At 40.0% G+C, this 25,835-nt stretch carries 19 protein-coding genes, 1 tRNA gene and 1 CRISPR repeat array (1 of these 21 only partly in view); of the genes, 4 read left to right on the top strand and 16 right to left on the bottom strand.

From position 1 onward, the window contains the following. Nucleotides 1–10: a CRISPR direct-repeat array (repeat unit 36 nt) (it extends 963 nt beyond the left edge of the window). A 197-nt stretch (nucleotides 11–207) separates the two neighbouring features. The 8 genes from ACQFX9_RS21415 to ACQFX9_RS21380 all read right to left on the bottom strand — a co-directional run bounded on the left by ACQFX9_RS21415 (nucleotide 208) and on the right by ACQFX9_RS21380 (nucleotide 8,894). Continuing rightward, complete coding sequence (locus ACQFX9_RS21415) at nucleotides 208–3,243, bottom strand: type I restriction endonuclease subunit R (RefSeq protein ID WP_427158322.1); 3,036 nt, start codon at nucleotides 3,241–3,243, stop codon at nucleotides 208–210. A 71-nt stretch (nucleotides 3,244–3,314) separates the two neighbouring features. Continuing rightward, the gene (locus ACQFX9_RS21410; RefSeq protein ID WP_427158320.1) at nucleotides 3,315–3,725 is read right to left on the bottom strand and encodes a type II toxin-antitoxin system VapC family toxin; all 411 of its coding nucleotides are present in this window, start codon (nucleotides 3,723–3,725) and stop codon (nucleotides 3,315–3,317) included. Nucleotides 3,726–3,727: 2 nt separating this feature from the next. After that, a complete protein-coding gene (locus tag ACQFX9_RS21405; RefSeq protein WP_427158318.1) occupies nucleotides 3,728–3,958 on the bottom strand; it encodes a type II toxin-antitoxin system Phd/YefM family antitoxin in 231 nt (76 codons plus the stop codon). Next, a complete protein-coding gene (locus ACQFX9_RS21400; RefSeq protein WP_427158317.1) occupies nucleotides 3,955–5,271 on the bottom strand; it encodes a restriction endonuclease subunit S in 1,317 nt (438 codons plus the stop codon). The genes ACQFX9_RS21405 and ACQFX9_RS21400 overlap by 4 nt, the downstream gene beginning before the upstream one ends. Then, nucleotides 5,271–5,765 carry a DUF3368 domain-containing protein gene (locus ACQFX9_RS21395; protein WP_427158316.1) on the bottom strand — a complete coding sequence of 165 codons (495 nt, stop codon included), beginning with the start codon at nucleotides 5,763–5,765 and terminating at the stop codon, nucleotides 5,271–5,273. Before ACQFX9_RS21395 ends, ACQFX9_RS21400 begins: the two co-directional genes overlap by 1 nt. Then, nucleotides 5,766–6,050 (bottom strand): UPF0175 family protein, encoded by a 285-nt coding sequence (locus ACQFX9_RS21390; protein WP_427158315.1) that lies wholly within the window; start codon nucleotides 6,048–6,050, stop codon nucleotides 5,766–5,768. A 256-nt stretch (nucleotides 6,051–6,306) separates the two neighbouring features. Next, nucleotides 6,307–8,571, bottom strand: a complete 2,265-nt coding sequence (locus tag ACQFX9_RS21385; RefSeq protein WP_427162964.1) for a type I restriction-modification system subunit M — start codon at nucleotides 8,569–8,571, stop codon at nucleotides 6,307–6,309. 251 nt (nucleotides 8,572–8,822) lie between these two features. Further along, nucleotides 8,823–8,894: transfer RNA gene (locus tag ACQFX9_RS21380), tRNA-Gly, on the bottom strand. Between the two features lie 489 nt (nucleotides 8,895–9,383). Here ACQFX9_RS21380 and ACQFX9_RS21375 point away from each other — a divergent pair. Together ACQFX9_RS21375 and ACQFX9_RS21370 are read left to right on the top strand one after the other, a co-directional pair. Beyond that, a complete protein-coding gene (locus ACQFX9_RS21375; RefSeq protein WP_427158313.1) occupies nucleotides 9,384–10,253 on the top strand; it encodes an Npun_R2479 family HD domain-containing metalloprotein in 870 nt (289 codons plus the stop codon). Nucleotides 10,254–10,373: 120 nt separating this feature from the next. Next, nucleotides 10,374–11,573, top strand: a complete 1,200-nt coding sequence (locus ACQFX9_RS21370) for an ABC transporter permease (RefSeq protein ID WP_427158311.1) — start codon at nucleotides 10,374–10,376, stop codon at nucleotides 11,571–11,573. Nucleotides 11,574–11,751: 178 nt separating this feature from the next. Here the strand turns inward: ACQFX9_RS21370 and cobJ are convergent, their stop codons facing one another. The 3 genes from cobJ to ACQFX9_RS21355 form a co-directional block, all read right to left on the bottom strand. Next, on the bottom strand, nucleotides 11,752–13,440 hold the full coding sequence (cobJ, locus tag ACQFX9_RS21365) for a precorrin-3B C(17)-methyltransferase (protein ID WP_427158310.1): 1,689 nt from the start codon (nucleotides 13,438–13,440) through the stop codon (nucleotides 11,752–11,754). Between the two features lie 45 nt (nucleotides 13,441–13,485). Beyond that, complete coding sequence (locus ACQFX9_RS21360) at nucleotides 13,486–14,811, bottom strand: DUF58 domain-containing protein (protein ID WP_427158308.1); 1,326 nt, start codon at nucleotides 14,809–14,811, stop codon at nucleotides 13,486–13,488. 432 nt (nucleotides 14,812–15,243) lie between these two features. Then, a complete protein-coding gene (locus ACQFX9_RS21355) occupies nucleotides 15,244–15,561 on the bottom strand; it encodes a hypothetical protein (RefSeq protein ID WP_103136354.1) in 318 nt (105 codons plus the stop codon). 265 nt (nucleotides 15,562–15,826) lie between these two features. Between ACQFX9_RS21355 and ACQFX9_RS21350 the strand changes: the two genes are divergently transcribed. Beyond that, a complete protein-coding gene (locus ACQFX9_RS21350; RefSeq protein WP_427158306.1) occupies nucleotides 15,827–17,665 on the top strand; it encodes a PAS domain-containing sensor histidine kinase in 1,839 nt (612 codons plus the stop codon). Here the strand turns inward: ACQFX9_RS21350 and ACQFX9_RS21345 are convergent. The 3 genes from ACQFX9_RS21345 to ACQFX9_RS21335 all read right to left on the bottom strand — a co-directional run bounded on the left by ACQFX9_RS21345 (nucleotide 17,643) and on the right by ACQFX9_RS21335 (nucleotide 19,321). Next, a complete protein-coding gene (locus tag ACQFX9_RS21345) occupies nucleotides 17,643–18,212 on the bottom strand; it encodes a Uma2 family endonuclease (protein ID WP_427162963.1) in 570 nt (189 codons plus the stop codon). The genes ACQFX9_RS21350 and ACQFX9_RS21345 overlap by 23 nt on opposite strands. Before the next feature lie 474 nt (nucleotides 18,213–18,686). After that, on the bottom strand, nucleotides 18,687–19,046 hold the full coding sequence (locus ACQFX9_RS21340; RefSeq protein WP_427158305.1) for a type II toxin-antitoxin system PemK/MazF family toxin: 360 nt from the start codon (nucleotides 19,044–19,046) through the stop codon (nucleotides 18,687–18,689). Beyond that, complete coding sequence (locus ACQFX9_RS21335) at nucleotides 19,043–19,321, bottom strand: CopG family ribbon-helix-helix protein (protein WP_427158303.1); 279 nt, start codon at nucleotides 19,319–19,321, stop codon at nucleotides 19,043–19,045. The genes ACQFX9_RS21340 and ACQFX9_RS21335 overlap by 4 nt, the downstream gene beginning before the upstream one ends. A gap of 294 nt (nucleotides 19,322–19,615) precedes the next feature. On the opposite strand from ACQFX9_RS21335, the gene ACQFX9_RS21330 reads away from it, so the two are divergent. Then, on the top strand, nucleotides 19,616–24,751 hold the full coding sequence (locus ACQFX9_RS21330) for a trifunctional serine/threonine-protein kinase/ATP-binding protein/sensor histidine kinase (protein ID WP_427158301.1): 5,136 nt from the start codon (nucleotides 19,616–19,618) through the stop codon (nucleotides 24,749–24,751). Here ACQFX9_RS21330 and ACQFX9_RS21325 read toward each other — a convergent pair. Both ACQFX9_RS21325 and ACQFX9_RS21320 read right to left on the bottom strand, forming a co-directional pair. After that, on the bottom strand, nucleotides 24,743–25,312 hold the full coding sequence (locus tag ACQFX9_RS21325; RefSeq protein WP_427156769.1) for an IS630 family transposase: 570 nt from the start codon (nucleotides 25,310–25,312) through the stop codon (nucleotides 24,743–24,745). The two genes, ACQFX9_RS21330 and ACQFX9_RS21325, sit on opposite strands and share 9 nt — an antisense overlap. Further along, nucleotides 25,306–25,803 carry a helix-turn-helix domain-containing protein gene (locus tag ACQFX9_RS21320; RefSeq protein ID WP_427157690.1) on the bottom strand — a complete coding sequence of 166 codons (498 nt, stop codon included), beginning with the start codon at nucleotides 25,801–25,803 and terminating at the stop codon, nucleotides 25,306–25,308. Before ACQFX9_RS21320 ends, ACQFX9_RS21325 begins: the two co-directional genes overlap by 7 nt. Between the last annotated feature and the right edge of the window lie 32 nt (nucleotides 25,804–25,835).

The raw sequence follows: 25,835 nt of genomic DNA, 5'->3' as shown, positions 1-25,835 counted from the left end.
GGATGGAAACTTTCATCTTCAGCTTGGGCAATCAAGGGCTTGAGTCTTTGAGCAAAGCTTATGTTTCAGGGATTGGTTGTATATTCCTTCAAGTGCGATCGCAAAATTCACATTGGCGAATCACTAGCAGCTATGCCTACAACGCAACTATTGAAGCCGGTTATTTCAATACCTGCTGTTCTGTCTTGATACTTCTCATACCCCTAATCATGAATGTTCGCTCTTGATACTCTCATAAATACTGGATAGTAATTTTTCAAACACAACTGCTTTAAACTCTTCACTATTCATCACTTGCATAAATATTTTTTCGTTACCATCCATGCGTTCGATAAATAGATTTTCTAGATGCTTGTCTAGAACCGGGGCAAAGTTTTCTTTGGTATTGACTTGAGCCGCTTGTTTAATGGAATCATTCGCGATCGCCGTTTCGGTAATCTGCTCAAAAAATAGCTGGTCGGCTATGGTAAAATTAGTACCAAAACGTTCGTTGAGGGTGTCGATCAGCTGGGATAAGGGGACTTCTTTATCTGGCTGACGAGTCCCAACTGCGATCGCACCGCGTAACGGTTCCGCTTGTCCTGCGGTTAAATCAATTTTCCCTTCGCTGATTTTTTCCAGGCGATAAAATTTTAGTTCAATATCCCCAGATAAATCTATTTTAGGAGCCTGTAGACTGCGGGGTAATTTCTTGAGGAGAAACCGCCCGTAAGCATAAAGCTTTTCTAGTTCAGAATCTTGGTAAGGAATAATTTGAGCAAGGAATAGGTAGAGATTGCGGAAGCTGCTAAGTTGGGTTTTAAATAATTCTTTCTCTGCGTCTGGGAGAGTTTTATAATTATCAATAATTGGGTCTAGTAATGTATTTAATTTTTTGTGTTCGCTTCCTGTAAGAGAAGTTTTCGGGCGAAACCAAATTTCACACCACTGGTTGACATCATCTCGGCTGAAAAGTTGCCATTCATAAAGTTGGTAAGACAAATCATTTAATTGTTGCGGATCTGCGCTTTCAGCAACGGGAGTTTCTTCGTAGTAGGGTTTAAAAGCTTTGTAGATGTCTTCGGGTTTGTTGACAAAATCTAAGACGAAAGTATCTTCTTTCCCTGTGGTGGTACGGTTGAGGCGAGATAAAGTCTGGACTGCTTGCACGCCATCGAGTCGTTTATCAACAAACATTGTATGTAGCAAAGGTTGGTCAAATCCGGTTTGAAATTTGTTAGCAACAAGCAGCACTTGATAAGCATCACTAGCAAATTTATCAGGAATTTCTGAAGTTTTGATGCCGCCATTCATGTTAACTTCAGTAAATGTTTGTCCAGGTAATTCATCAAGGATAATAGAACCGGAGAAGGCCACAAGGGATTTAATATCGCTATAGCCTTTGTCTTGAATGTATCTATCAAAAGCCAGTTTGTATTTAACCGCGTGTTCGCGGGAACTGGTGACAACCATTGCTTTCGCCCTACCGCCGATTTTATGGCGGGTATGGTTGCGGAAATGTTCAATGATAATTTCTACTTTTTGAGCGATATTGTGGGGATGAAGTTCCACAAATCGGGCGATCGCCTTAGCTGCTTGGCGACGTGGTAAATTAAGGTCATCTTGTGCAGTGTGGACAAGTTGGTAATAGCGATCGTAGCAGGTGTAATTTGCTAAAACGTCCTTAATATAGCCTTCCTCAATCGCTTGGCGCATCGTGTAGAGATGAAAGGGAACTTGGCCGTTTTCCCCTGGTTCGTCGAAGACAAGTTGGGTTTTGTGTTTGGGTGTGGCGGTAAAGGCGAAGTAACTGAGGTTGGGTTGCTTGGTGCGGGTGAGTTGTTCTTTGAGGAGTTGTTGTTTGGCTGCATCACTGAGATCATCTTCCTCTAATTCATCTTCTAACAGTTGGGATGCGATCGCAGATTCAATACCATCTTTATTTAAAATTTTGCGGAGTTCGGCGGCGGTTTCTCCGGTTTGGGAACCATGCGCCTCATCAACGATGACCGCAAAGCGTTTATTTTTAGTAGTAATGTCTATGGTTTTACCTTTTTTCGCTAAAGTCTCAATGGCTTTAGTAATGAAAGGGAATTTCTGAATTGTCGAAATAATAATCGGTACATCGTCGCTGAGGGCTGTGGCGAGTTGTTGGGTGTTTTCATCAATTTTCTGGACAACTCCGGCTTTATGCTCAAACTGATAAATAGTGTTTTGCAGTTGTTGATCCAGTACGGTGCGATCGGTGATGACGACAACAGTATGAAAGATTTTTTCGTCTTGGTTGTCGTGGAGGTTAGCGAGGCGATGGGCTAACCAAGCGATAGAATTTGATTTTCCTGAACCTGCGGAATGCTGAATTAAATAATTATGCCCAGCTTTATTTTGTTTAGCGTGGCTGATGAGTTTACGCACCACATCAAGTTGATGGTAGCGGGGGAAAATTAGGGTTTCTTTTTTCTGGTAATTAACCCCAGTGGCGGTAGGAATTTTGGTTTCTTTAATTTCGATATGGAGAAACCGGGCTAAGATGTCCAAAAGGCTATCTTTTTGTAAAACTTCTAACCAAAAGTAACTGGTGCGATATTCTTCATTATCGCCGGGGGGATTACCTGCACCATGATCATTACCTTTATTGAAGGGTAGGAAATAAGTATTTTCGCCAGCGAGTTTGGTAGTCATCCAAACTTCTTCGGTGTCTACGGCGAAGTGAACTAAGCACCGTTGTTTAAAAGCAAATAGCGGGTCTTTGGGGTCTCTCTCCGTTCTATATTGATGAATAGCGTTTTGGTAGGTTGTTTCCGTCAGGGGATTTTTCAGTTCGATAGTTGCGATGGGTAAACCGTTGATGCTGAGTAGAATATCGGGAATGCGTCCGGTTTTGATGGTGACTTGGCGGGTGATGGTGAGGCGATTTTGTTCATAAAGTGCCAAGGTTTCCGGGTTCATCCCTGTGTTGGGCTGGAAGTAAGCAACTCGCAGGGTTTTACCGTAGCATTTGAAGCCATTTCGCAGAACATCCAGCATTCCTCGGCTTTTAAGTTCTTTGGTGAGGCTATCTATAATAATTTTCTGGGCATCACTGGGGCTGGTGTTGGCTAGGCGTTCCCATTGTTTGGGTTGGGTTGTTCGGATAAAGTTGATGATTTCGGTGGGGAAAAGGGCTGTATCTGCGTCGTAGTCGTTTGGGTTGCCTTGGTGGTAGCCACTGAGTTGGAGGAGTTCCCGTTCAATGATGTCCTCAAATTTGTCTTCCGTGTGCATACTTCACCAAGTATAAATATACTTAAGTATAAATCGTGAATTAATCAATGGCTAGAAAGTCACTCGGCTTTTTAATTTGAGTTTAGCCAGTTTTCTACTTTTAAATCGGGTACGCGGGAAAATTCACGGACATTGTTTGTAACGAGAGTTAGACCAAGGCTTAAGCAATGAGCAGCAATTAATAAGTCATTACTGCCAATCGGTTTACCTTGCTGTTCTAAATCTGTGCGAATTTCTGCGTAATATTGCTCTATGGGATGAGTGAGGGGTAGTATTTCAATACTATCCAAGATAATTTCAAGTTTTTCTATTAGCTTTTGAGAGTTCTTTTTTTTCGCGCCAAATCTAGCTTCACAAGCTACGATAATACTTGTACAAACTGTATCTTCTCCGACGTTTTGAATTTTTGAAAATATTACGCCTCTGGGGTTTTTAATTAGTTCGGAAATGATGTTTGTATCTAACAAGTATAAATAACTCATTTTTAAAGCTCAATATCATCTAACGGTAATAATCCTTCGTCTACGTCGGGAAACTCTTCATCCAATGGTTCAAGGGTAGAAAGGGTTTCTAGGAGGGATGTTTTCTTAATGGGGGATATGATGGCGAAGGGGACACCATTTTGGATGATGGTGAGGGGTTCGCCTGTTTTCTGGGCTTGGTTAATTAGGTTTTGAACAGTTTCGGGAAGTTCTGCAAAGGTGATTTGTGTCATGCTGGTTTCTGGGCTTCAGGGATAGGGACTTGGCGTACATCTATTTTACCTGTGACAGCATTGGTAATGAGGGCGGTGCGATATTCTTTTAATAGTTCAATGGCTTGTTGAATTTTGGCTTTTTGTTGGGTAATACTGGCTGTTTGCTCATCTAGATAGTCTACTATTTGTTGCTGTTCTTTTAACGGAGGAACAAGTATAGGAAATCCTCCTAATGTTTCACGATTAACTTTTGGCATGGCAACTCTATCAGAAACTAATATTGCTAATTGAGTAAAATTTTTAGATAATATTTGATAGAGCATAAATTTATTTGATAATATCCCTGCTGTTTTAATGGGATACATATCTGCACTACATAATCCATCTTCGTCAGAAATACAAGCTTTGACTAGTGCAGGACGTATCTTGCTATATAATAATGTTCCAGATTTGTAAAAATACTTCCCACTAATTGCACCTTGGTCTTCGGCAGTTTCTTTAGCAACAAGTTTTCCTGTTTGACTTTCAATATGATTAGGAGCAATTAAGGGCAAATCTTTAAATTTTGGTTGTGTAGGATCTACTTGTCCTTCAGTAATATAACAGCACCATCTAAATGGAATTCGTTTCCAATTCTCAGGGATTTCATCCAACCACTCAATACCAGAATCTTTCATCGGGACGTTTGGATCTAGTCCTTTGGTGACAGCGTGACTGATGAGGGCGGTGCGTTTTTCGTCGAGTTTTTCAATGAGGGCTTCTTTCTTGGCGATGAGGTCGTCTATTTGTTTGGTTTTATGGTCGAGAAAGCGGGCGATTTTCTCCTGTTCATCCGGTGGGGGTAATGTTATGGGCATATTAGCAAAGCCAGCTTGGTTTACATAAATGACTGTTGCTGCCGTTGCAATCATCTGAAAATAATCACTAGAAATTTTGACCAGTTCGCGTAAATATTCAGGGATTATATGGCTATTAGGAATAAAAGCTTGTAATTGTTGATTTATTATCACATCAACATCGTTGATCGTACAGACACCAAAATTACCAATACAACTAGCTATAACAGAACCTTTTTTCAAACTTTTAGAGCCAGCGTTTATAGATGCTTCTTTTGTAACTTTAAACTTAGTATGACTAACTCTATCGCCTAACATATCATCCATAGTTAGCCAAGGTAATCCATCATCTAAATTCAATTCTGGCTTATTTCTTTGAGGGACAAAAATATCAGATACAAACTTTGCCCTTGTTACTTTCCAATGTTCAGGAATCTTCCCCAACCACTCAACCCCAGAATCTTTATACTTTTCATAACCCTGATACTTACCCATTATTCCCCTTTAATTTCATCAGCTAAAGTCAAAACCTGTACATAAAGCCGCTCCGAAATTCTCGTTCCCTTTACCTGCATCTCATCCAAAATATCCTTAACGCTGTCCAATAAACCTTGACGCTTTGCTAACAATAAAATTCCCACAGTACCAATTAAAGGTAACTTTCGCGCCATAGCAACCTTTCTCGCCGCCTTTTCATCAATCAACAATTGAGAAGCTCCAACCTCTTCAGGTAAAGCAATAGCTTCTGATTCTCCCAAATGCAAATTAAAGGACTTTTGTAACTCCTCAACCACCTGCTGATTGTCTACCGTTACAACCTCCAACCAAGACAGATTCTGTACAAATTCTGCTGCTGGATGCTGACCTACCTGTAATTCATTAAATACACCCTGGGGAATCAAAACTTTACCAAAAAGTTTTGGCAATAAATCAAGATGCTCAACCTTGGCTAACTCACTAATTGGGGTGGTATCAGAGACGATTATCATTTAAAAATTTTGCTGATTTAACATTAATTCTGCTTGTTCTACTTCTTGTTGTAATTCCTCTAAACTCAGAGAATCATCAAAAATAGAAATACCCCATTTATTCATCATTTCGATAACTTCTATCCGAGAAATACCGAGGATTTTTGCAGCCCGACTACTGGTAATTTCTCCTACCTCTAATAAAGCCATTACATACCCTTCCTTAGCTTTGTGTAAAGCCTTTTCTCGAATCTCTGCCGAAAGCTGAATACTTTCCAATCCCTCATCTGAAATTGTTAAAGCCATTGCTAAAACTCCCGACTCTACATTTTTATTTTAGCCCTTAGAGACTATTTATAAAGTAAATCTGAAGTAGGGTGTGTTACGGCTATGAAAGGATTTGGGACAAAGAGACAATTAAATTTAGCCGTAACGCACCGTCGCGTGGATGGTGCGTTAGGCGCTAGGATATTTTTTCCGTGATCAATCATATTGGAAATCAGCGCCTAACACACCCTACAATAATTTTATTTTTACTAAGCCTACATTTTTATTTTAGCCTCTAAACCACTTCCCCCAACATCGCTATAATATCTGCTTCTAAAGACTTAATATCATTCTCAATCTCATCTAAAGGACGAGGCGGCTGATATACATAAAAATGACGATTTAACGGAATCTCATACCCCACTTTAGTCTTATCAAAATCAATCCAAGCATCGGGTACATGGGGCAATACTTCCGCTTTTAAATACTCCTCACAATGCTCCTTTACCAACTTAACCAACTCATTTACACTTGTATCTTTGTCATATCCCAACGGTAACGGTAACGTAATATCATCCGGTAAAGCTACAATTTCCGTATCCCGTAAATTACTATCCGGTTCAGGATTACCCTTAGCATCAAGGCAGATTTCCGCTTCTGGATCAGTCTCTCCCAATGCTGCTAAAATCGCTTTTTTGACAGGAGCTTTTAAACTTAATCCCGCTTGTTTTAACACCCGATTTAACTCTTTTTCAAACTCATCACGGGAGAGATAAAGTTTATTTGCATCCAATTTCTGCAAAGCAGCCAAAATTTGATTTTGCAGACTTTCACCCATCTCAATTTCTAACTGTTGCACCTGAGCATCTTTACGCTTCTTAGTCGTTGCTAAATCCTGAAACGCCTTCTGCTCCCACAACCGCGCCAAACGCTCCTCACTCGCCTGAAAATTTAACCGCAACGGACGCTCCACTGTAATTTTGAGAAATCCAAACTCCCGATTATTAAAAATCTTCGAGCAAACCCGCTTTTCTATCTGTCCGTCTGACTCTACTTCACTAATATCATTATGCTCAAAATCCCCATACAACCGCACAACTTCCGCAATATGTTCAGGCGATAACTCATTGCGCTTATTACCCAAACTCTTTTTCATTTTCTGGAAATGGCGCGTACCATCAATTAACTGCACCTTTCCCCGACGATGGGCAGCTTTTTTATTTGTTACCAACCAAATATAAGTAAAAATTCCGGTATTATAAAACATCTGATCAGGTAACGCCACCACTGCATCTAACCAGTCATTTTCAATAATCCAACGGCGGATATTACTTTCCCCACTCCCCGCATCCCCTGTAAACAAAGGCGAACCATTAAACACAATGGCAATCCGCGAACCATCACCCCCTACCTCTGGCGGTAAGTGCATTTTCGATATCATGTGTTGTAAAAACAACAATGAGCCATCATTAATACGCGGTAAACCAGCCCCAAAACGCCCTTTAAATCCTAAATTTTCATACTCATCTTTAATAAAATCTTCTTCTGGTTTCCATTCCACCCCAAAGGGCGGATTAGCCAACATATAGTGAAACTGTTTATCAGGATGACCATCATGGGGTAAAAAGTTATTACTCTTGCTTTTGGCGTTTTTTACTCCTAATGTATCGCCATAAACTAGATGATTAATCGGTTCATCTTTAATCAGTAAATCAGAACAACAAATTGCATAAGATTCAGGATTATATTCTTGCCCAAATAACCCTAAATTCGCTGCTGAATTTTGCTTTTTAATATATTCCTCCGCGACAGATAACATTCCCCCTGTTCCGGCTGTGGGGTCGTAAACTGTGCGGTAAATCCCTTGCTTAAAAATATCCTGCTCGTCACAAAAAACCAGATTCACCATCAGCCGAATTACTTCACGGGGCGTAAAGTGGTCTCCTGCTTCTTCGTTGGCTTGTTCGTTAAATTTTCTGACTAATTCTTCAAATAGATAACCCATTTGCAAATTAGAAAGTTTCGCCGGAGATAAATCAATGTCAGGCTTGCAAAACTCTTTAATAATTAGATATAGCCGATTACTCTCATCGAGCTTTTGAATTTCACTATCAAAATCAAACTTCTCGAAAATATCCCTGGCTCTGGGTGAAAAACTGTTAATATAAGCCCTTAAATTACTGGCAATCCCATCCGCATCGCCTAATAATTTTTGAAATGTAAATTCACTGAGATTATACAACGGCTGCTGGCGATTACCCCCAATTGCCACTTTAGCGATCGCCTTCTCAAACGCCTCCCCCTCTAAACCCATCGCCGCATATTTAGCCTTCGCCTCTAAAACCGCTTGCTTCGTCGGTTCCAAGACAGCATCCAACCGCCGCAACACAATCAAAGGTAACATCACCCGGCGGTACTGGGGTGGACGATAAGGGCCACGGAGTTTGTCCGCAATACTCCAAATAAAACCGACTAACTCTTGATTAGTAGAACTTTCTATACTTGCCACCATTAGGAATTTTCGATAAAGAATATCCAGTTTACCGCGTTCCCAAATCATGCTCACTAATATCATTGCAGAGATTGCGATCGCTTTTCACGTAGCGTCTTACAGAGACGGCGATCGTGATCAGATTTAATGCTATGTACTTTGGATTATTGTTAGTCTTATTAGTACCTTTTTTATTACACCCAAAGTCACCTAAAAATAGCCAAAAATTGTAACTTGATATACAACTAATCCACCAATGTGTTTGGAAGAGTTGGCAGGCTAAATAATTGAAATGCTTGTAAAATAAGAGTTTTTTTCAAAGCGGGCGATGGGACTCGAACCCACGACGTTCACCTTGGGAAGGTGACATTCTACCACTGAATTACACCCGCGTAAACTAAGCTACTAGTAATTATAGCATAAGCTTGCAGGAGTCGTAACATTTTGAAAAAATGTGGATAATAAAATCATCCAGCAATGTCAGATTTTAATCACAAATCATGTCAGTAGCCTCACAATTAATCAAAACATATTAATTTAAGTCACAAAATATTAAACATAGGATAATTATGGGCGATCTGGCTGTAATAACTGTCACTATAGCCATCATAAATGATAGTATTAATTTTATTTTATAAATAAAATAATAACCGTATTTATACGGTGATGCCTCGGCAGAATAAACCTTATATTCTTGTCAATCAATCATAATCATTTAAGTCACATACTCTTGGTTTTGAGATCACACTCATCTAGTCAATAACAATGGAATATGGATAATGCAAGATAAATATAGATTCTGACAATCCTCTCCAGGAATATCCTGAAGATGCTGTTTGTAAAAAACTTTAAATAATTGCTATCGAACCCAAGTAACTGATATGTTCAACGCCACCGAAATTTTAATTGATGCTTTTGTCAGACAAATTAGAGAAGGTTACAGCCGGACATACGGCTGTTTCAAAAATGAGTATGAAGATATCATTGCTTGGGCAGGTAACATGGCGTTAGAAAACATAGCCAACAGTGATGCCCTCTATCATAACGTTGAACATTCTATACTAGTAACTCTGGTAGGGCAGGAAATTTTACGCGGTAAACATATCCGCGAGGGTGGGGTTTCTAGTGAAGATTGGTTACACTTCATTATTTCCTTGCTGTGTCATGATATTGGCTATGTTAAGGGAGTTTGCCGACAAGACCAAGAAAACAAAGGCTTATATTCTACAGGCAAAAATGGCAGAATGATTTCCCTACCGCCTGGGGCTTCTGATGCTAGTCTGACTCCCTATCATGTAGATAGAGCTAAATTATTTATTGATGAGCGTTTTGGCGGTCATAAGCTCATAGATGCAGAAGTCATCAAAAGTAATATTGAATTGACTAGATTTCCTGTGCCTACAGCCGAAGATCATCAAGATACAACAAGCTTTGCAGGATTAGTGCGTGCGGCTGATTTAATTGGACAATTAAGTGACCCCCGTTATTTAAAAAAAATCACCTCTTTGTTTTACGAATTTGAAGAGACTGGGGTGAGTAAGGTTTTAGGTTATCAAACGCCTGCCGATTTACGCAACAATTACGCTAAATTTTATTGGAACGGAGTTCACCCTTACATTACAGATGGATTGCGCTATTTATCTTTGACGCAGCAAGGCAAGCAAATTATTGCCAATCTCTACTCTAATGTATTTGTGGTAGAACACGAAAAAATTCAGGAAGAACAAAGATTATTAGTTGAGCAATTATAGAGTTAGTCCATCTAAAATTCGGGGGGTGAATGGGGAAAAAGTTTACGTCTTGCCCCTTGACTATATCGACTATTCACCCTTAACTAATGACTAATAACTAATGACTAATAACTAAAAACTATGAATTGGTGGCGAAGACTTCAGAAAAATCCTTTGGCGCGATTTGGGGCTGTTGTGCTGTTGATTTTCTATATGGCGGTAATTGCTGCTGATTTCATCGCCCCCTATAACCCATATGCTTCACAGCCTAATGGTTCGCTATTACCACCGACACGGATTTATTGGGTGGATAAAACATCGGGTAAGTTTATTGGCCCCCACATTTATCCGACAACCCAGGGAGATACGAATTTAGAAACAGGCGATCGCCAATTAATTGTAGACTACACAAAGCCTTCTCCTGTGCGTTTCTTTGTTTCTGGTGCTGAATATCGACTGTTTCAGTTGAGTCTACCTCTACCCTCGACATGGGAAAAAACTACCATTCTCCCTGGTATACGTGCTAAAAAATCTCGCCTGTTCCGGTTGAGTGTACCATTACCTGCAAAATGGGACGACTTTACTATTATTCCTGGTATACCTTTAAATTGGCACTTGTTTGGTGCAGATGGAGAAGCCAAAATCAACATTTTAGGCACTGATGAACCAGGACGCGACCAACTCAGCCGTCTATTGTATGGTGGACGTATTAGTTTATTTATTGGGATTATTGGCGTAATTTTTACCTTTCCGCTAGGTTTGTTAATCGGTGGTATTTCTGGCTATTTCGGCGGTTTGACTGATAGCATCATTATGCGAGTAGCGGAAGTGCTGATGACTTTCCCTAGTATTTATCTATTAGTTACTTTAGGTGCAGTTTTACCCAGTGGTTTAAGCAGCAGTCAACGATTTTTATTGATTGTTTTGATTACTTCGGTGATTAGCTGGGCTGGTTTAGCAAGGGTAATTCGGGGACAAGTTCTATCGATAAAAGAACGGGAGTTTGTGCAAGCAGCAAGAGCTATGGGTGGTAAGCCAATATATATTATTATCCGTCATGTTTTGCCACAAACAGCTACATACATAATTATCTCTGCTACTTTGGCAGTTCCCAGTTTTATTGGTTCAGAAGCAATCCTTAGTTTGATTGGTTTGGGTATTCAGCAACCCGACCCATCTTGGGGAAATATGCTGTCTTTAGCTAGTAATGCTTCTATTTTGGTACTACAACCTTGGTTAATTTGGCCGCCGGCTTTGCTAATTATCGTCACAGTTTTGGCGTTTAATTTGCTAGGGGATGGTTTAAGAGATGCCCTTGATCCTCGGAGTTTGCAAAGATAGAAGGGATTGGGGACTGGGGACTAGGGATTGGGGATTGGGGATTGGGAAGATTATCGTAAATTTAAGGGTTTAAGACCCCTACTTCTATACGTAGTATCAGTTGAGTTGGGGTTTAAATCCCCGACTCCAACTGTCTTTCATTTTGAATTTTGAATTTTGAATTTTGAATTTTGAATTGTTAATGGTAGCGACGGGGTGTATAAACGTAGACATTACTGTTGGGGCGGTTAATCATTCGAGTTTGACTTGAACCAACGATAATTACTGTTCGCATATCAGCAACATCTGGTGCTAACTGGTCTAGGGTGATGACTTTGACACTTTGTCCTGGTCTGCCGAGATTGCGTCCTAAAACTACGGGTGTCTGAGGTTTTCTATATTGCAGTAGAATATCTCTGGCTTCGGCTAACTGCCAAGTGCGTTCTTTGGAAACAGGATTATAAAAAGCCATCACAAAATCAGCTTGGGCGGCGGCGGTAATGCGTTGTGTAATGACTGACCAAGGTTTCAAAATATCTGATAGGGAAATCGCACAAAAATCATGTCCTAAAGGTGCGCCAATGGTGGCGGCGGCGGCTTGCATGGCGGAAATTCCTGGTGCAACGTGAATATCAATGTTGTCCCATTCGGGTTTGTGGTGGAGGTCGAGGACTTCAAATACAGCCGCCGCCATTGCATAAATACCAGGGTCGCCGGAAGATACTACTACCACATAACGTCCGCTAGCGGCTAAATCTAGTGCCATTGTTGCCCGTGCAATTTCTTCGCGGTTGTCTGACTCATGACGTTGTTTACCAACTGCTAAAGCACCGACTAAATCTAGATAAGTTTTATAGCCTACTAAGTCGGTGGCGGATTTGAGGATTTCTTTGACTTCTGGTGACATCCATTGAGAACTACCGGGGCCTGTACCGATAATTGCTAACCTACCTTGGGGTTGACCGATAGTCTCAGGATCAAGGGGTTGGGGAGAGATGGCGATCGCTATATGCGATGATTGAGAAATTAGCTTACCATCTGTGCCTGTAGCCGCTAAGGCGATGTTTTCAGCTAGTTGATGGCTAGGGAAAAAGCGGGCAGGTACGCCATAAGTATTAACTAAGGTGTGAATAATGGGGTGAGATGCGATGGTGATGGGTGCAAATATTCCAGCGATAGATACAGGGGCAATATTGGCACTGTTGAGTAATTCTTGTATTGTTTCTAGAGTAACATCGGCGTGGTCAATGGCGATCGCTACAGTTTTGGGATGATAAACCAGACAATCGACTGTGGAATTCACACAGTTTTCTGTGACTCGAATTGTTAAATTCCCTTCAGGATTAATCGGTAACTGACTATTACTTAACCAAGGTGCTGTTCCTTCTAGCTTGACTTGCGCCCCGGCTAACAAATCAGAAATGAATTTCTTGGCATCTTCTGGGTTAGCTAAATGATACCCAGGGGGAGGAGATAGTAAAGCTGTGCGAAAACGAATATCCCCTGTGGTGGTAATTGCAGCTTGGGTATTTAACACCTCAGCCACGCGCCGCGCCAAGTCATTAACACCATTCAGTCCTCCCAACAAAGGGACAACCGCGCTACCATCTTCAGCCACTGCTAACACTGGCGGTTCTTGACGTTTATCGGAAATTAACGGGGCTAGGGTTCTAATGAGAATACCCGCCGCACAAATCCCAATTAATGGTGTTCCTTGGGCAAATAATTCTCGTAGTGTCTCACCAAAATTCGTAAAGCTGACATCTACCCCAGAGGTACGACCTGTTAAACCGTGAATTATCGCCCCTGGTAAAATGCTGCTGAGTTTACGGGCTAATGCTACGCTATTTTGGCTTAAAACGATAATGGCAGGTGCAATCTTGTTCATAGACTTGGGCATGGGGAATCTTATCTGGGTTCAGCAACGCCCAAATTAGAGTTGATTTTTAGCTTTTAGTTGCAGATATCGTTCTACTAATTGGTCACTGATTTGATTAGCTGGTGCATCTAACACCAAAACGCCTTTTTGCTTTAACTGGGCAAAAGCCACTTGACGCTGTGCTAATAAATCTAATGCTACAGCACGGGTGTAAGCTTGAGTCACATCATCTGTAAACCTATGGGCTAAATCATCTACTTTGGGGTCTCTTAAGGTGACACAAAATGGTAGATAGCGGGGTGCTAATCGCGTCAGGGCAGCGAGGAGTTCTGTAGAGGCGGTAGCATCAACTAAGTCTGTAATAATTACTACTAGCGATCGCCTAGTTTGTTGCTGCACCACATGAGTTACAGCCCCTAAGTAATCTGATTCTAATAGAACTGGCTGAATTGGGGTTAAGCGGTCAATGAGTTGATTTAAATGATTTTGTCCCCGTTCCGGTGGCATCCATGTGTGCATTTGGTTATCAAATACACCTACACCCACGCGATCGCCTCGGTGTAATCCCGCTAATGCCAGAGATAAGGTTGCATTCAAACCCCAGTCAAAACGTTGCAAACCTTTGACTCTAGCAGTCATCAATCTTCCCCTGTCGAGTAAGATTAACAGCGTTTGTTCCTGTTCTGGTTCTAGGACTCGCACTAAAGGCGGTGTATTACCATGTGTCCCGACACGTCTAGCTGTAGCCTTCCAATCAATTAGGCGCAAATCATCACCAGTGCGATAGTTGCGTAATTCTGCAAATTCTGTGCCAATACCTAATCGTCGAGATTGGCGGATAGCACCAGATGATTGTAATGTCAGACGAATGGAGAGCGATCGCAGTCCGATTAAATCAGGATAAACTTTTACTGTCAGACCGTGGCGAATTTGCCAATCATCCCAAGCTAAACCCCAAGGACTTAATTGTCGGACTTGAATATTTCCCCAAGTGAATTCACCGCGCTGTGTTGGATGAACTGTGTAAGTTAATTCTTGAGTGGTGTTAGCTGCAACAGTTGTATTTAATACAGATTTAGATGCACCAAAATCTAAGGGGTAATAGTCACGAATTTGAATGATGGCGTTAGCTTGCTCAGATGTGATATTTAGCACTACGGGGTTGTCTCTGCCAATGGAAAAGCGAGACGGTAACTGACGGGTAATTTGCACCCGCAGAGGCTTAACGCGCGAACCATCCACCACCATCAAAATCAGGACAACGATATCAAAGATGAGAGTGACAGTAATAGCAAAGGCGACGCTCAAGAATAAGGATAAGAGAAAAGCGATCGCTAAACCCAAAAGTAATAATAAATAAACTCTTTTAGCCGCAACCATAGATTTTTTTGTAAAACTTGATTATACCTGCTATATAGGTATTCACCCATGCACCAAAACAATTCTATGAGCAGAGTAGGTTAAACCAATTTGTAATGATACTCTTCGCTTCTCTACGAGATACTAAGCGTAGCTTGCTTCCAGTGGTACGTTAACACAATTATGTGTTGTGGCGGGGTTGAGACCACACCACAACACTTGCGGCTTGATATAGGAAGATTTGATTTGAAGAAAAAATTTCAGTATGTGTAGGGTGTGTTAGGCGTAAGCCTTAACGCACCGAAAACCTTGTGGTAGATGCGTTACGCTGTCGCTAACACATCCTACGTACATTTCAGAAATCAAATATTAGTCCTATAGAAGCTGAGGAGTTAAATCCCTAAATTTTGTTAAAGTTTAAAATCAACAGTCAACAATCCACTAATCAACCTTTCAGCTTGTAGCCTGTACAGGTTTTTGCTGTGAAACATTACCAGGAATTGGTTCAGTTTTTGTTCCAGGTTCTACAGCAGTTAATTCAATATGATTTAATAATGTAGTGACAAACGCAAACAATAGGAAAGGTAGCGACAGTACAACCACAAGACCAACGGTAGCTAAGGCATATACTGGTCTTCTAGCACCCATTAACGCCAAAGCAGATGCCAAACTGAGAGTAACTGTAATTAACCAAACGATGATTTGACCGTAGATATCACCAAAAGTCAAAGTGCAGACAAACCGATAGTTTTGAATATTATTTTTGTTCATCATATTTTACCTCGATTTTCTCCTATAGGTTCTACGTTAGAGCTATGTTTGACTGACGGTCGATTTCTCAATATTTTTCCAAGGTTCGTAATATCACTTCACAATTAAGTGTTGCTTTTATGTCATTTATACAAACAATGCAAGAATACACAATCAATTTCTTAACAGTTTACTCATAAAATTTGTTGTAGCAGCATAAAGCAACGGAGGTAAAGGTGACAAGTTACCAGGGGCAAAAATCTTGAATTGTGAATTTTGAATTTATATGACCAATTGGTTAAGAACAGTGCAGAAGTGGTGGAAAAAATTAGTTACCATTGCCACCATAGGTGAAATAACCAATGTTTACACAGTTCACCAAACCCAGGTGCAGGAATGGCTGACTAAGAGACATCGTTTTTTGTGGCAAAGGTTGTATCTGTGGTTATGGCTAGCATTAATTTGCCTAGTCACTTTTAGTTTGCGAAATGTTTATGATTTGTTTTTCCCTCTGCGAGAGTTAAAAACACTACCCCAGTCCTTGAAAATTCAAGTTTTGGTGATGAATGGGGCTGTTTTTCTGAGCTTGATGGTTTGTTTTCTACTACACAAAACAAAATTTGGTCGTCGCTACCCTGGAATATTATTTTTAGGCTCATCTTGGTCGCTGAATTTAACAGCGCAATTATTCGCTACACTTAAAGGCTTTGCACTTCCTGATACTGCTGGTTGGTCACTGGTGTTTTTAAGTCAAGCGATACTGATGCCAACACGCTGGACTTTGCATTTAATCTCTCAGATAGGAGTGTTAATTTACTACTTTGGTGTGAATAGTGTTTTAGGATTAAAGACACCCATCACCAATACAGACCTTTATAATGTCACGTTTCTCTTATATATTTTATGGTTATGTATAATTTGTGATTTAGGTGTTTATTTGTACGATCGCCTGCAATGCTCTGAATTTTATGCGCGGAAAGAATTAGAATTAACTAATACCAAACTTCAGTTAGCAGAGGCGAAATATCGCAGTATTTTTGAGAATGCCATTGAAGGTATTTTTCAAAGTAGCCCTGATGGACGTTATATCACAGCAAATCCAGCTTTAGCTTGCATCTATGGTTACAATTCTCCCCAAGAGGTGACAGATAATTTTACAGATATTGAACATCAGTTATATGTTGACCCAAAACGACGGGCTGAATTTGTGCGTTTAATTGAGGAACAAGGCTTTGTTTCTGAGTTTGAATCCCAAATTTATCGCCGAGATGGTAGTATCGTCTGGATTTCGGAAAAAGCCTACGCCGTCCGTGATGAACAGGGGAACTTACTTTACTATGAGGGATTAATTGAAGACATCACCCAACGCAAACAAGCCGAGGAAGCATTAAGAGTATTTCTGCACGCCGTTTCCCATGATTTACGCAATCCAGTTTTAGGTACTGTCATGGTATTGCGGAACCTATTAAATCAGCACAGAGAAAATATACCCCAGTCCCCAATCCCCAATCCCCAATCCCCAGTCCCCAATCCCCAGTCCCCAATCCCCGTCCCCCGGTTAATTTTAGAACGGATGCTACAAAGTAGCGATCGCCAATTAAGCCTAATTAATTCACTGTTAGAGGCACATATTAGCGAAGTACAAGGGATTGCTTTGCAATGTCAAGCAGTAGAGTTACATCGGGTAGTGACAGATGCGATCGCAGATTTAGAACCCATACTTGCAGAAAATCAAGGGACATTAACGAATCTCGTCACCGCAGATTTACCGTTAATAGCAGCTGATACGACACAACTATGGCGGGTATTTTCTAACTTGATTTTAAATGCTATTAAACACAATCCACCAGGATTAAAAATTGCGATTAATGCTAGTTGTCAAGGAGATAAAATTTACTGCACGGTCACTGATAATGGTGTGGGTATCAGTCCCCAGCAATGTGAAAGGCTATTTGAACTCTATTTTCGCGGTGATATGCGTAATTCCGTCAGCTTGGGTTTGGGATTGTATTTATGTAAGCAAATTATCAATGCTCATGGTGGTGAAATTGGTGTTAACAGTCAATTGCAAAAAGGTGCAACTTTTTGGCTGACTTTACCGATTATTCGGGAAAAAAGCAACTAATAGCACAACCAAATCCTGGTAAAAGTGGCGATGTTATTTCATCATCACCTAATAAAGTTGCAACTAACACAAGTTGCGCTTTCTCTCGCCGATAAACTTCTATTTGTTGAGTAAAACGGTTGACAATCCAATATTCACTCACACCTTGAACTGAATACAACTTGAGTTTTGCTTCTTTATCTCTGAGTTCATTTTGTTTACCAGGGGATAATACCTCTACCACTAACTCTGGCGCGCCAGTTAAATGTCCCGCTTCATCGACAATTTGCGCTAGTCGTTCTCGACTTACCCACACTACATCAGGAATAACGCTATCTGCTTCGGAAAAAATCACCCCAGGACTGAAAATTGCTACTCCTAAGCCAGTTGTATTTGACCAAGCATCAAGTTTTATGGATATTCTGCCACAAACTTGTTGATGAAGGTAGTGCGGATGACTAACTACAAAGAGTTCTCCATGAATAATTTCATAGCGCGTCCACTCATTTTCCGGTAGAGTTTCTAGGTCGTGAATTGCCCAGCGTACTCCCTCAATGGCTTGACTCATGGTTAATCGTCCTCGGTGGGCTACTTGCCTTTGTTTGATTTTAGCTGATGGTAAAGTATGGAATTCAGTGATATGTTGAGTGTGATGGTGTCTGTTAACAAAACGACGTAGAACAGTTTGCAGATTCTTTTTGGATACGTCTTCACCCATCGCCACAGAAAGCGATCGCCACAACTGTGAACCAACTTGTTTAATATAGTCATATTCATAATTTAATTCTTGGGCAATTACTGCATAGGTGCATCCTCGCCAACTTTTCTCAAACACCACAGATTCCACATCATTTAGTTTTTGTCCTGACTGAGCAGAGTTTAGCAGTGTATCAACTAGGTTCAGAGCTTCTTGTGGCTTCATTGTGAGCTAGAATTTATTCATTGCTTGAATTGTGTAAAATTTCAAGCTTTTATCCCTTTTTTACGTCATTATTTACATTTATTCACAATATTTTTCACTTTTTCTCATCGCCAGATGGATTTAGATGATCTCAGCTTGATGTGGCAAATCTAAAGCAATTAGCAAAGCTTGATTCAATAAAGCAATCATTTCATCACTGAGAATTCCCCGCAAACTTAGAAAGCGGGTTTTTGATAATACCCGTACCTGATCAGTCATAGCGATAGAATCGCTTGTCAATCCTCCATCTGGGGCTGAAATTAATACTTGCGTGGGATAAACTCGTTTACCGATTTTATAGGTAGTACAAGGAACAGCTAGAATTACAGGACTATAGGCTGCGATCGCATCTCTGCTAACAATAATAACTGGACGAGTGCCGCCTTGTTCTGATCCCTCCGTTGGTTCTAATCGTGCATCATACACTTCTCCTCTCTTCATGTTGGAGATTCTCCCAATTGCAATGCTTCCCAACTCCCAACGGCAAACTCAGCCTCCATCTTTAACACCTGGGCTTGATATTCTGGATCTTGCGCCATTTCCGCTAATGCTGCATCAATTTCAGCCCTTTTTATTGCTTCCAATTCATTTTTAATTGCCTGTGCTAAGAATTCATTGCGATTCTTGGCTTTTCCTTGACTAATGGCTTTATCCGTTGCGGCTAAAAGTTCCGCAGGGAGAGTAACAGTTGTGCGGACAGTAGGATTTTTACTCATGCTGGTGACTAAATTGATGTCAATTAAAGCATCAATTTCAGCATAACAGAAAATCTTCGTCAGGAGTGCTGAGTGGTGATTAGTTCTTCTTTATTAGTCAGCATTTTTTACGTATATTTACAGTGATTCTCACCTTTTTTCACTGGCAAAGGTTATGATTATCAGGAAAAACGTGCTACTTTACGTAAACGTCGTAACATTAAGATAAGTAATTAGTATAATTTTTTACTCTTACTTAGGGATTCAGTTAATTATTTGGGAATACTAAATCCAAACATTTTAAAGATTTAGGATATGACTAGCACTCTGGTGAAGATTCTCGGATATAGCATCAGCGAAGAACTCTATAATGGCTCTCGAACCCAAGTTTATCGAGGTTATCGAGAAGTTGATCGACAACCAGTAGTCGTTAAATTACTGAAAAATCCTTATCCCAGCTTTAACGAACTTTTATTGTTTCGCAATCAGTATACAATTGCCAAAAATCTCAACTCCCCCCTGATAGTCCAAACCTACAGTTTAGAACCTTGTCAAAATGGTTATGCACTAGTTATGGAAGACTTTGGGGGGATTTCTCTTCAGGAGTGGCGAACTAGAGAAACCCAACAATCTTTAGCAGAATTTTTAGTGATCGCGATCGCTCTATGCAACATCTTAGATTTACTCTACCACGAGCGCATTATTCATAAAGATATTAAACCCAGCAATATATTAATTAATCCCCAAACCAAACAAATTAAATTAATCGACTTTAGTATTGCATCACTTTTACCACGAGAAACCCAAACCCTAGTTAATCCCAAAGTATTAGAAGGAACACTTGCTTATATATCTCCTGAACAAACAGGGAGAATGAATCGCGGGATTGATTATCGTACAGATTTTTATTCTTTGGGTGTGACATTCTATGAATTATTGACAGGTGAGTTACCATTTTCATCTAATGATGCGATGGAATTAGTACATTGTCATCTAGCGAAGACAGCACCATTAATCACAGAAATTAATCCCCAAATTCCATCTGTACTATCAAAAATTATCAGCAAATTGATGGCGAAAAATGCCGAAGATAGATATCAAAGTGCCTTGGGATTGAAATATGATTTAATGAATTGTTTAACTCAACTAAGAGAAAATGGGAAGATTGACAGCTTTAAAATTGCTAGTCGGGATGTGTGCGATCGCTTCCTTATTCCTGATAAACTTTATGGTAGAGAAACCGAAGTACAAACCCTACTAGAAGCTTTCGAGAGAGTCAGCCTTGGCGCAACAGAAATGATGCTGGTAGCTGGGTTTTCTGGAATTGGGAAAACAGCAGTCGTCAATGAAGTGCATAAACCAATTGTCAGACAACGCGGCTATTTTATCAAAGGTAAATTTGACCAATTTAACCGCAATATTCCCTTCTCTGCTTTTGTGCAAGCGTTTCGTGATTTAATGGCACAACTATTGACAGAAAGTGACACTCAAATAGAACAATGGAAAAATAAAATATTAGAAGCTGTTGGTGACAATGGACAAGTTATTATTGAAGTAATTCCCGAATTATCAAAAATTATTGGTGAACAACCACCAGCAGTAGAATTATCAGGAAATTCAGCAGAAAATCGCTTTAATTTATTATTTCAAAAATTTACACAAGTATTTACTAGTGTAGAACATCCATTGGTAATATTTTTAGATGATTTGCAATGGGCAGATTCAGCATCACTAAAATTAATGCAGCTATTAATGGCTGATACAGGTCATCTTCTACTTATTGGTGCATATCGTGATCACGAAGTCCATCTGGGACATCCATTAATGTTGACTTTGAGCGAAATTCAAAAAAATCAAGCAACAATTAATACCATTACCTTAGCACCCCTCAATGAAGAACAAGTCAATCAATTAGTTGCTGACACCCTCAAATGTAGTGAAAATTTAGCATGGGATTTATCTTTATTAATTTATCGCAAAACCCAAGGTAATCCCTTTTTTACCATCCAGTTTTTTAAAGCATTACATCAAGATGGATTGATTGAATTTGATTTAAAGCTAGGCTGTTGGCAATTTGATATTGCACAGGTGACGACTCAAGCAGTCACAGATGATGTTTTGGTATTTATGAGTTTGCAATTACAAAAACTCCCATCATCAACTCAAGAAACCTTGCGATTAGCCGCTTGTATTGGTAATCAGTTCGATTTAGAGACTTTGGCTATTGTTTGTAAGCAATCAGTCATTGCAACTGCTGCTGCTTTGTGGAAAGCCTTACAAGAAGGACTGATTTTACCAACTAATGATATTTATAAACTTTATCAGGATTCTCCATTAAAAAATAGCGAACTACAGCAAGATGAAGAAAAACAAATAACCGTTACATACAAATTTTTACACGATCGCGTCCAACAAGCTGCCTATTCCCTAATTCCCGATGATCAAAAACAGATAACTCATTACCAAATCGGACAACTGCTGCTGCAACAGATGTCTCTAGATGTCAGAGAAGAGAAAATTTTTGAACTTGTCAATCAATTAAATTACGGAATCACGTTAATTAACCAACAAAATCAACGAGATGAATTAGCAGAACTTAATTTAATTGCTTGTCGCAAAGCCAAAAACTCTACCGCCTATCAAGCGGCGGGAGAATATGCTGCCGTAGGATTATCTTTATTAGGAGAACAAGCTTGGCAACGGCAATATGATATGAAATTGGAATTGCATGAATTAGCATCAGAAATTGCTTCTTTATGCGGACAATTTGCATTAATGGATCAATTAATTGATAGTGTAATTACACAAGCACACTCTTTGCTAGAAAAAGTCAATATTTATTGCATTAAAATTCAATCTTACGTTTTTCAAAATGAACCAACTAAAGCCCTTGATATTGGACAAAATCTCCTGCAAAAGTTTGGTGTAAAATTTTCTGAATCACTAAGCCCCATAGATATTCAACAGGCAATTCAAGAAATTAATCAACTCATTGGAGATAGAGAAATCGCCAGTTTATGTGATTTACCTGTAATGGCAGATCGGGAAATCTTGGCAATTATCCAAATTGCCTATGCTCTTATTCCACCAGCTTATAGCTCCGGTTCTATTTTGTGTCCATTGCTGATAACTTTGTCAGTTAGATTATCAATTCAGTATGGAAATACAATTATTTCTGCATTTGCTTATGCTAACTATGGCTTCATTCTCTGCAACTTTTTACAAGATGTCGATACAGCCACAGAATTTGCTCAATTATCTCTAAAACTCATTGCCAAATTTGATGCTAAAGCTCTTAAACCAGAAGTGCTTTTAGTTTTGGGAGGTTTTATCCTGCATCGCAAATCTCACATCAAAGATATTCTTCCTCTGTTGCAAGAAAGTTATGTGATTGCTTTAGAAGTTGGCAGCACAAAGTTTGCAGGATATCATGCCCGTACATTTTGTAATGCTTCTTTTTGGTGTAATCAACCTCTTGCTACCTTAGAACAGAATGCTCGTGCTTACTACAATGGGTTGATGCAACTCAATCAAGTTGGACTAGCTAATCACTGTCGGCTTTCTTGGCAGTCTGCACTAAATTTGCTTGGTTATGGGGAAGCTCCTTGTATTTTGTCTGGGGAAGTTGTACAAGAAACAGAAGTTCTGCCACAGATCATATCTGATAATGATTTGAGTGAGTTGTATGTGTTCCATTCATATAAACTCATGCTTTGTTTTTTGTTTGGAAAAATTGAACAAGCGCAAAATCATGCTGTTGAGTGCAGAAACCATTTAATTGCTGCTCAGGGACTAGTATATGAGGCGGCATTTTATTTTTACGATTCTTTGATCGCCTTAGCAAGTTTGAATTCACAATTACAAGATCCATCAGAGGTATTGCAACGGGTAGAGGAAAATCAAACTCAGCTAAAAAATTGGGCGCACCACGCACCGATGAATCATCAGCATAAGTTTGATTTAGTCGAAGCCGAAAAATGTCGCGTGTTAGGACAAAAAATCGCAGCCAGTGACATCTACGACAAGGCAATATGTGGAGCTAAAATTAACGATTACGTACAAGAAGAAGCCCTTGCTAACGAACTGGCGGCAAAATTATATCTTGATTGGGGCAAGCAACGCATTGCTCAAGAATATATGATGGAAGCCTACTATGCTTATACTCGTTGGGGAGCAAAAGCCAAAGTCGCCGACTTAGAAACACGCTATCCCCAATTACTCGCTCCCATATTACAGCAAACCAATTCTCCTTTCTCCACTGACGAAACCATCGTTACTTTAAGGACTGTCTCATCCGCCAGTTCCCTCACTTCTAACAGCAATGTCTCCGATACCCTAGATTTAACAGCTATCCTCAAAGCTTCTCAAACTCTTTCCGGTGAAATGGAACTCGAAAAACTTCTCTCATCATTGCTGAGAATAGTTATCGAAAATGCTGGGGCGGATAAATGCGTTTTAATGCTGTTGCGAGATGGAAAATTGCTGATTAAAGGGTGCATTTCTGAAGGGATGCAGCCAGTCGTTTTGCAGCACGTTCCTGTTGAGGATAGCCAAGACATTCCCCACAAGCTGATTTACAAAGTCAAGCACAACCAACAGACTACTATTTTAGTGGATGCGACAGCAGATCCGGTGTTAGGCAATGACCCTTATATTATCCGTCAGCAGCCTCAAAGCATCTTGTGCAGCCCCATTTTACACCAAGGCAAATTACTGGGGATTTTATATCTAGAAAATAACTTAACAAAGGGAGCATTTACAAGCGATCGCGTCGAACTCTTGAATCTAATTTGCGCTCAAGCTGCTATTTCTCTAGAAAATGCCCGACTTTATGAATCTGCTCAGGAATATGCCCAAAAGTTAGAGCAAGCATTCACTGATTTACAAAATGCCCAATTGCAGATAGTTCAAAGTGAAAAAATGTCTGCATTGGGTAATTTAGTTGCAGGTGTCGCCCACGAAATGAATAATCCCTTGAGCTTTATTTCTGCTACGCTGCAACAAACTAAACCCAATTTTGTTGATATCACAGAACATTTGCAACTCTATCAAAAATTTATCGAAAACCCTGGTGATGAAATTCAAAACCATGCGGAGCAAATTGATTTAGAATATCTTTTGGCAGACTTACCTGAAACAATCGATGCCATGTTGATGGCGTGCGACAGGTTGAAAAATATTAGCACTAGCTTGCGGACATTTTCTCGTGCTGACAAAGATTATAAAGTTCAATTTAATTTACATAAAGGCATTGATAGCACACTTTTAATTCTTAAGCATCGCCTGAAAGCAAGTCAACAACGTCCAGCTATTGAAGTAATTACAAACTATGGTGATTTACCTTTAATCAATTGTTTTCCTGGGCAATTAAATCAGGTGTTTATGAATATTTTTGCCAATGCTATTGATGCCTTAGAAGAAGCAAGTATTGGTAATACCAATTTAATATGAAGCTGCATATAAAAGAGCTTCTAAAATAAAGTCATAAGAAGACACAGACATGACTTGTTCAAAAGTTAATTGGTCAAATAGCTGCTGAATGCGCTCACGTAAATCTTGTAAAGAAGAGAAAAGTACATTTTTGAGAGATTTTTTGAGAAATTGCCAAAGCCTCTCGATGGGATTAAGTTCGGGAGAATGAGATGGTTGTAGTAGAGGAATAATATTGTCTGGCCAACGAATCGTAGAACTAGTATGGGCAGGAGCTTGATCAATCTGTAAAATGGCGTAATCGGAGCCTAATTGTTCAGATAGCCAGTCTAAAAACTGCTGAAAATAGTCGCCATTGAGTTTGGGGTATTCATGCTGGAAATGCTTTCCAGTCAACGGTTCAATTGCACCATAAATCCAAAAATTTTCCCGCAGCCATTTCACCTCAACAGTAGGTTTAACTCCTCTAGCTGTAATTACTTTGCCTGTGAGGGTTTTGAGTCCCACTCTCGTTTCATCTTGACACAGGTAGCGCACAGTTTTACCTGGTGCTAGCAGTTGTTCGAGACTAACTATCAGCACACCGAGTTTTTTTTAAATTCGGCTCTGAGTTTTTCATCCTGCTGATAGCTTTGGGGTCGTGGTACTTTGAGTTTCGCTCCTAAACGATATCTCACCCAGTTATAGACTGTTCCATACTCGATATCCAATCCATGTTTGAGTTTCAACCACTCGACTATTGCTCCGTAACTGCTAAATCCTTCTCCTGTTTCCAACTCTTGCTTTAATGAAGCGATCGCCTCTTCAGTAATTTTTCGTTTTGCCCCTGGTGCTTTCTTCACTGCTAATAACTCAGACAATCCACCCCCTCTATACCTCTGTAACCATCTCGTCACCGTCGAAGTATCTCTGGCCAAGCGTTTTCCAATTTCTTGCTGCTCCTTTACCTGCCCACTCTTGAGCCACCACAACATCTGTAGCTTTTCTTTCTGGCTACCTTCACTGGCTGTTTGCAGGCGTTTTTTGAGTTCTTCTTCGCTCTCCACGATTTCTATCTTAAACGGGCGGCTCATAGGTCTGAGGACTTATCACATTTACCTCCCCC

This window comes from Aliinostoc sp. HNIBRCY26 (genome assembly GCF_050235535.1).
Taxonomy (GTDB): Bacteria; Cyanobacteriota; Cyanobacteriia; order Cyanobacteriales; family Nostocaceae; genus Trichormus.
Note: the sequence above shows the minus strand (reverse complement) of the source record. Positions and strands in the feature narration are given on the sequence as shown.

Coding starts and splice junctions, on each gene's coding strand:
- ACQFX9_RS21415 (WP_427158322.1), bottom strand. CDS start 3,243: ATGCACACGGAAGACAAATTTGAGGACATCATTGAACGGGAACTCCTC.
- ACQFX9_RS21410 (WP_427158320.1), bottom strand. CDS start 3,725: ATGAGTTATTTATACTTGTTAGATACAAACATCATTTCCGAACTAATT.
- ACQFX9_RS21405 (WP_427158318.1), bottom strand. CDS start 3,958: ATGACACAAATCACCTTTGCAGAACTTCCCGAAACTGTTCAAAACCTA.
- ACQFX9_RS21400 (WP_427158317.1), bottom strand. CDS start 5,271: ATGGGTAAGTATCAGGGTTATGAAAAGTATAAAGATTCTGGGGTTGAG.
- ACQFX9_RS21395 (WP_427158316.1), bottom strand. CDS start 5,765: ATGATAATCGTCTCTGATACCACCCCAATTAGTGAGTTAGCCAAGGTT.
- ACQFX9_RS21390 (WP_427158315.1), bottom strand. CDS start 6,050: ATGGCTTTAACAATTTCAGATGAGGGATTGGAAAGTATTCAGCTTTCG.
- ACQFX9_RS21385 (WP_427162964.1), bottom strand. CDS start 8,571: ATGATTTGGGAACGCGGTAAACTGGATATTCTTTATCGAAAATTCCTA.
- ACQFX9_RS21375 (WP_427158313.1), top strand. CDS start 9,384: ATGTTCAACGCCACCGAAATTTTAATTGATGCTTTTGTCAGACAAATT.
- ACQFX9_RS21370 (WP_427158311.1), top strand. CDS start 10,374: ATGAATTGGTGGCGAAGACTTCAGAAAAATCCTTTGGCGCGATTTGGG.
- cobJ (WP_427158310.1), bottom strand. CDS start 13,440: ATGAACAAGATTGCACCTGCCATTATCGTTTTAAGCCAAAATAGCGTA.
- ACQFX9_RS21360 (WP_427158308.1), bottom strand. CDS start 14,811: ATGGTTGCGGCTAAAAGAGTTTATTTATTATTACTTTTGGGTTTAGCG.
- ACQFX9_RS21355 (WP_103136354.1), bottom strand. CDS start 15,561: ATGAACAAAAATAATATTCAAAACTATCGGTTTGTCTGCACTTTGACT.
- ACQFX9_RS21350 (WP_427158306.1), top strand. CDS start 15,827: ATGACCAATTGGTTAAGAACAGTGCAGAAGTGGTGGAAAAAATTAGTT.
- ACQFX9_RS21345 (WP_427162963.1), bottom strand. CDS start 18,212: ATGAGTCAAGCCATTGAGGGAGTACGCTGGGCAATTCACGACCTAGAA.
- ACQFX9_RS21340 (WP_427158305.1), bottom strand. CDS start 19,046: ATGAAGAGAGGAGAAGTGTATGATGCACGATTAGAACCAACGGAGGGA.
- ACQFX9_RS21335 (WP_427158303.1), bottom strand. CDS start 19,321: ATGAGTAAAAATCCTACTGTCCGCACAACTGTTACTCTCCCTGCGGAA.
- ACQFX9_RS21330 (WP_427158301.1), top strand. CDS start 19,616: ATGACTAGCACTCTGGTGAAGATTCTCGGATATAGCATCAGCGAAGAA.
- ACQFX9_RS21320 (WP_427157690.1), bottom strand. CDS start 25,803: ATGAGCCGCCCGTTTAAGATAGAAATCGTGGAGAGCGAAGAAGAACTC.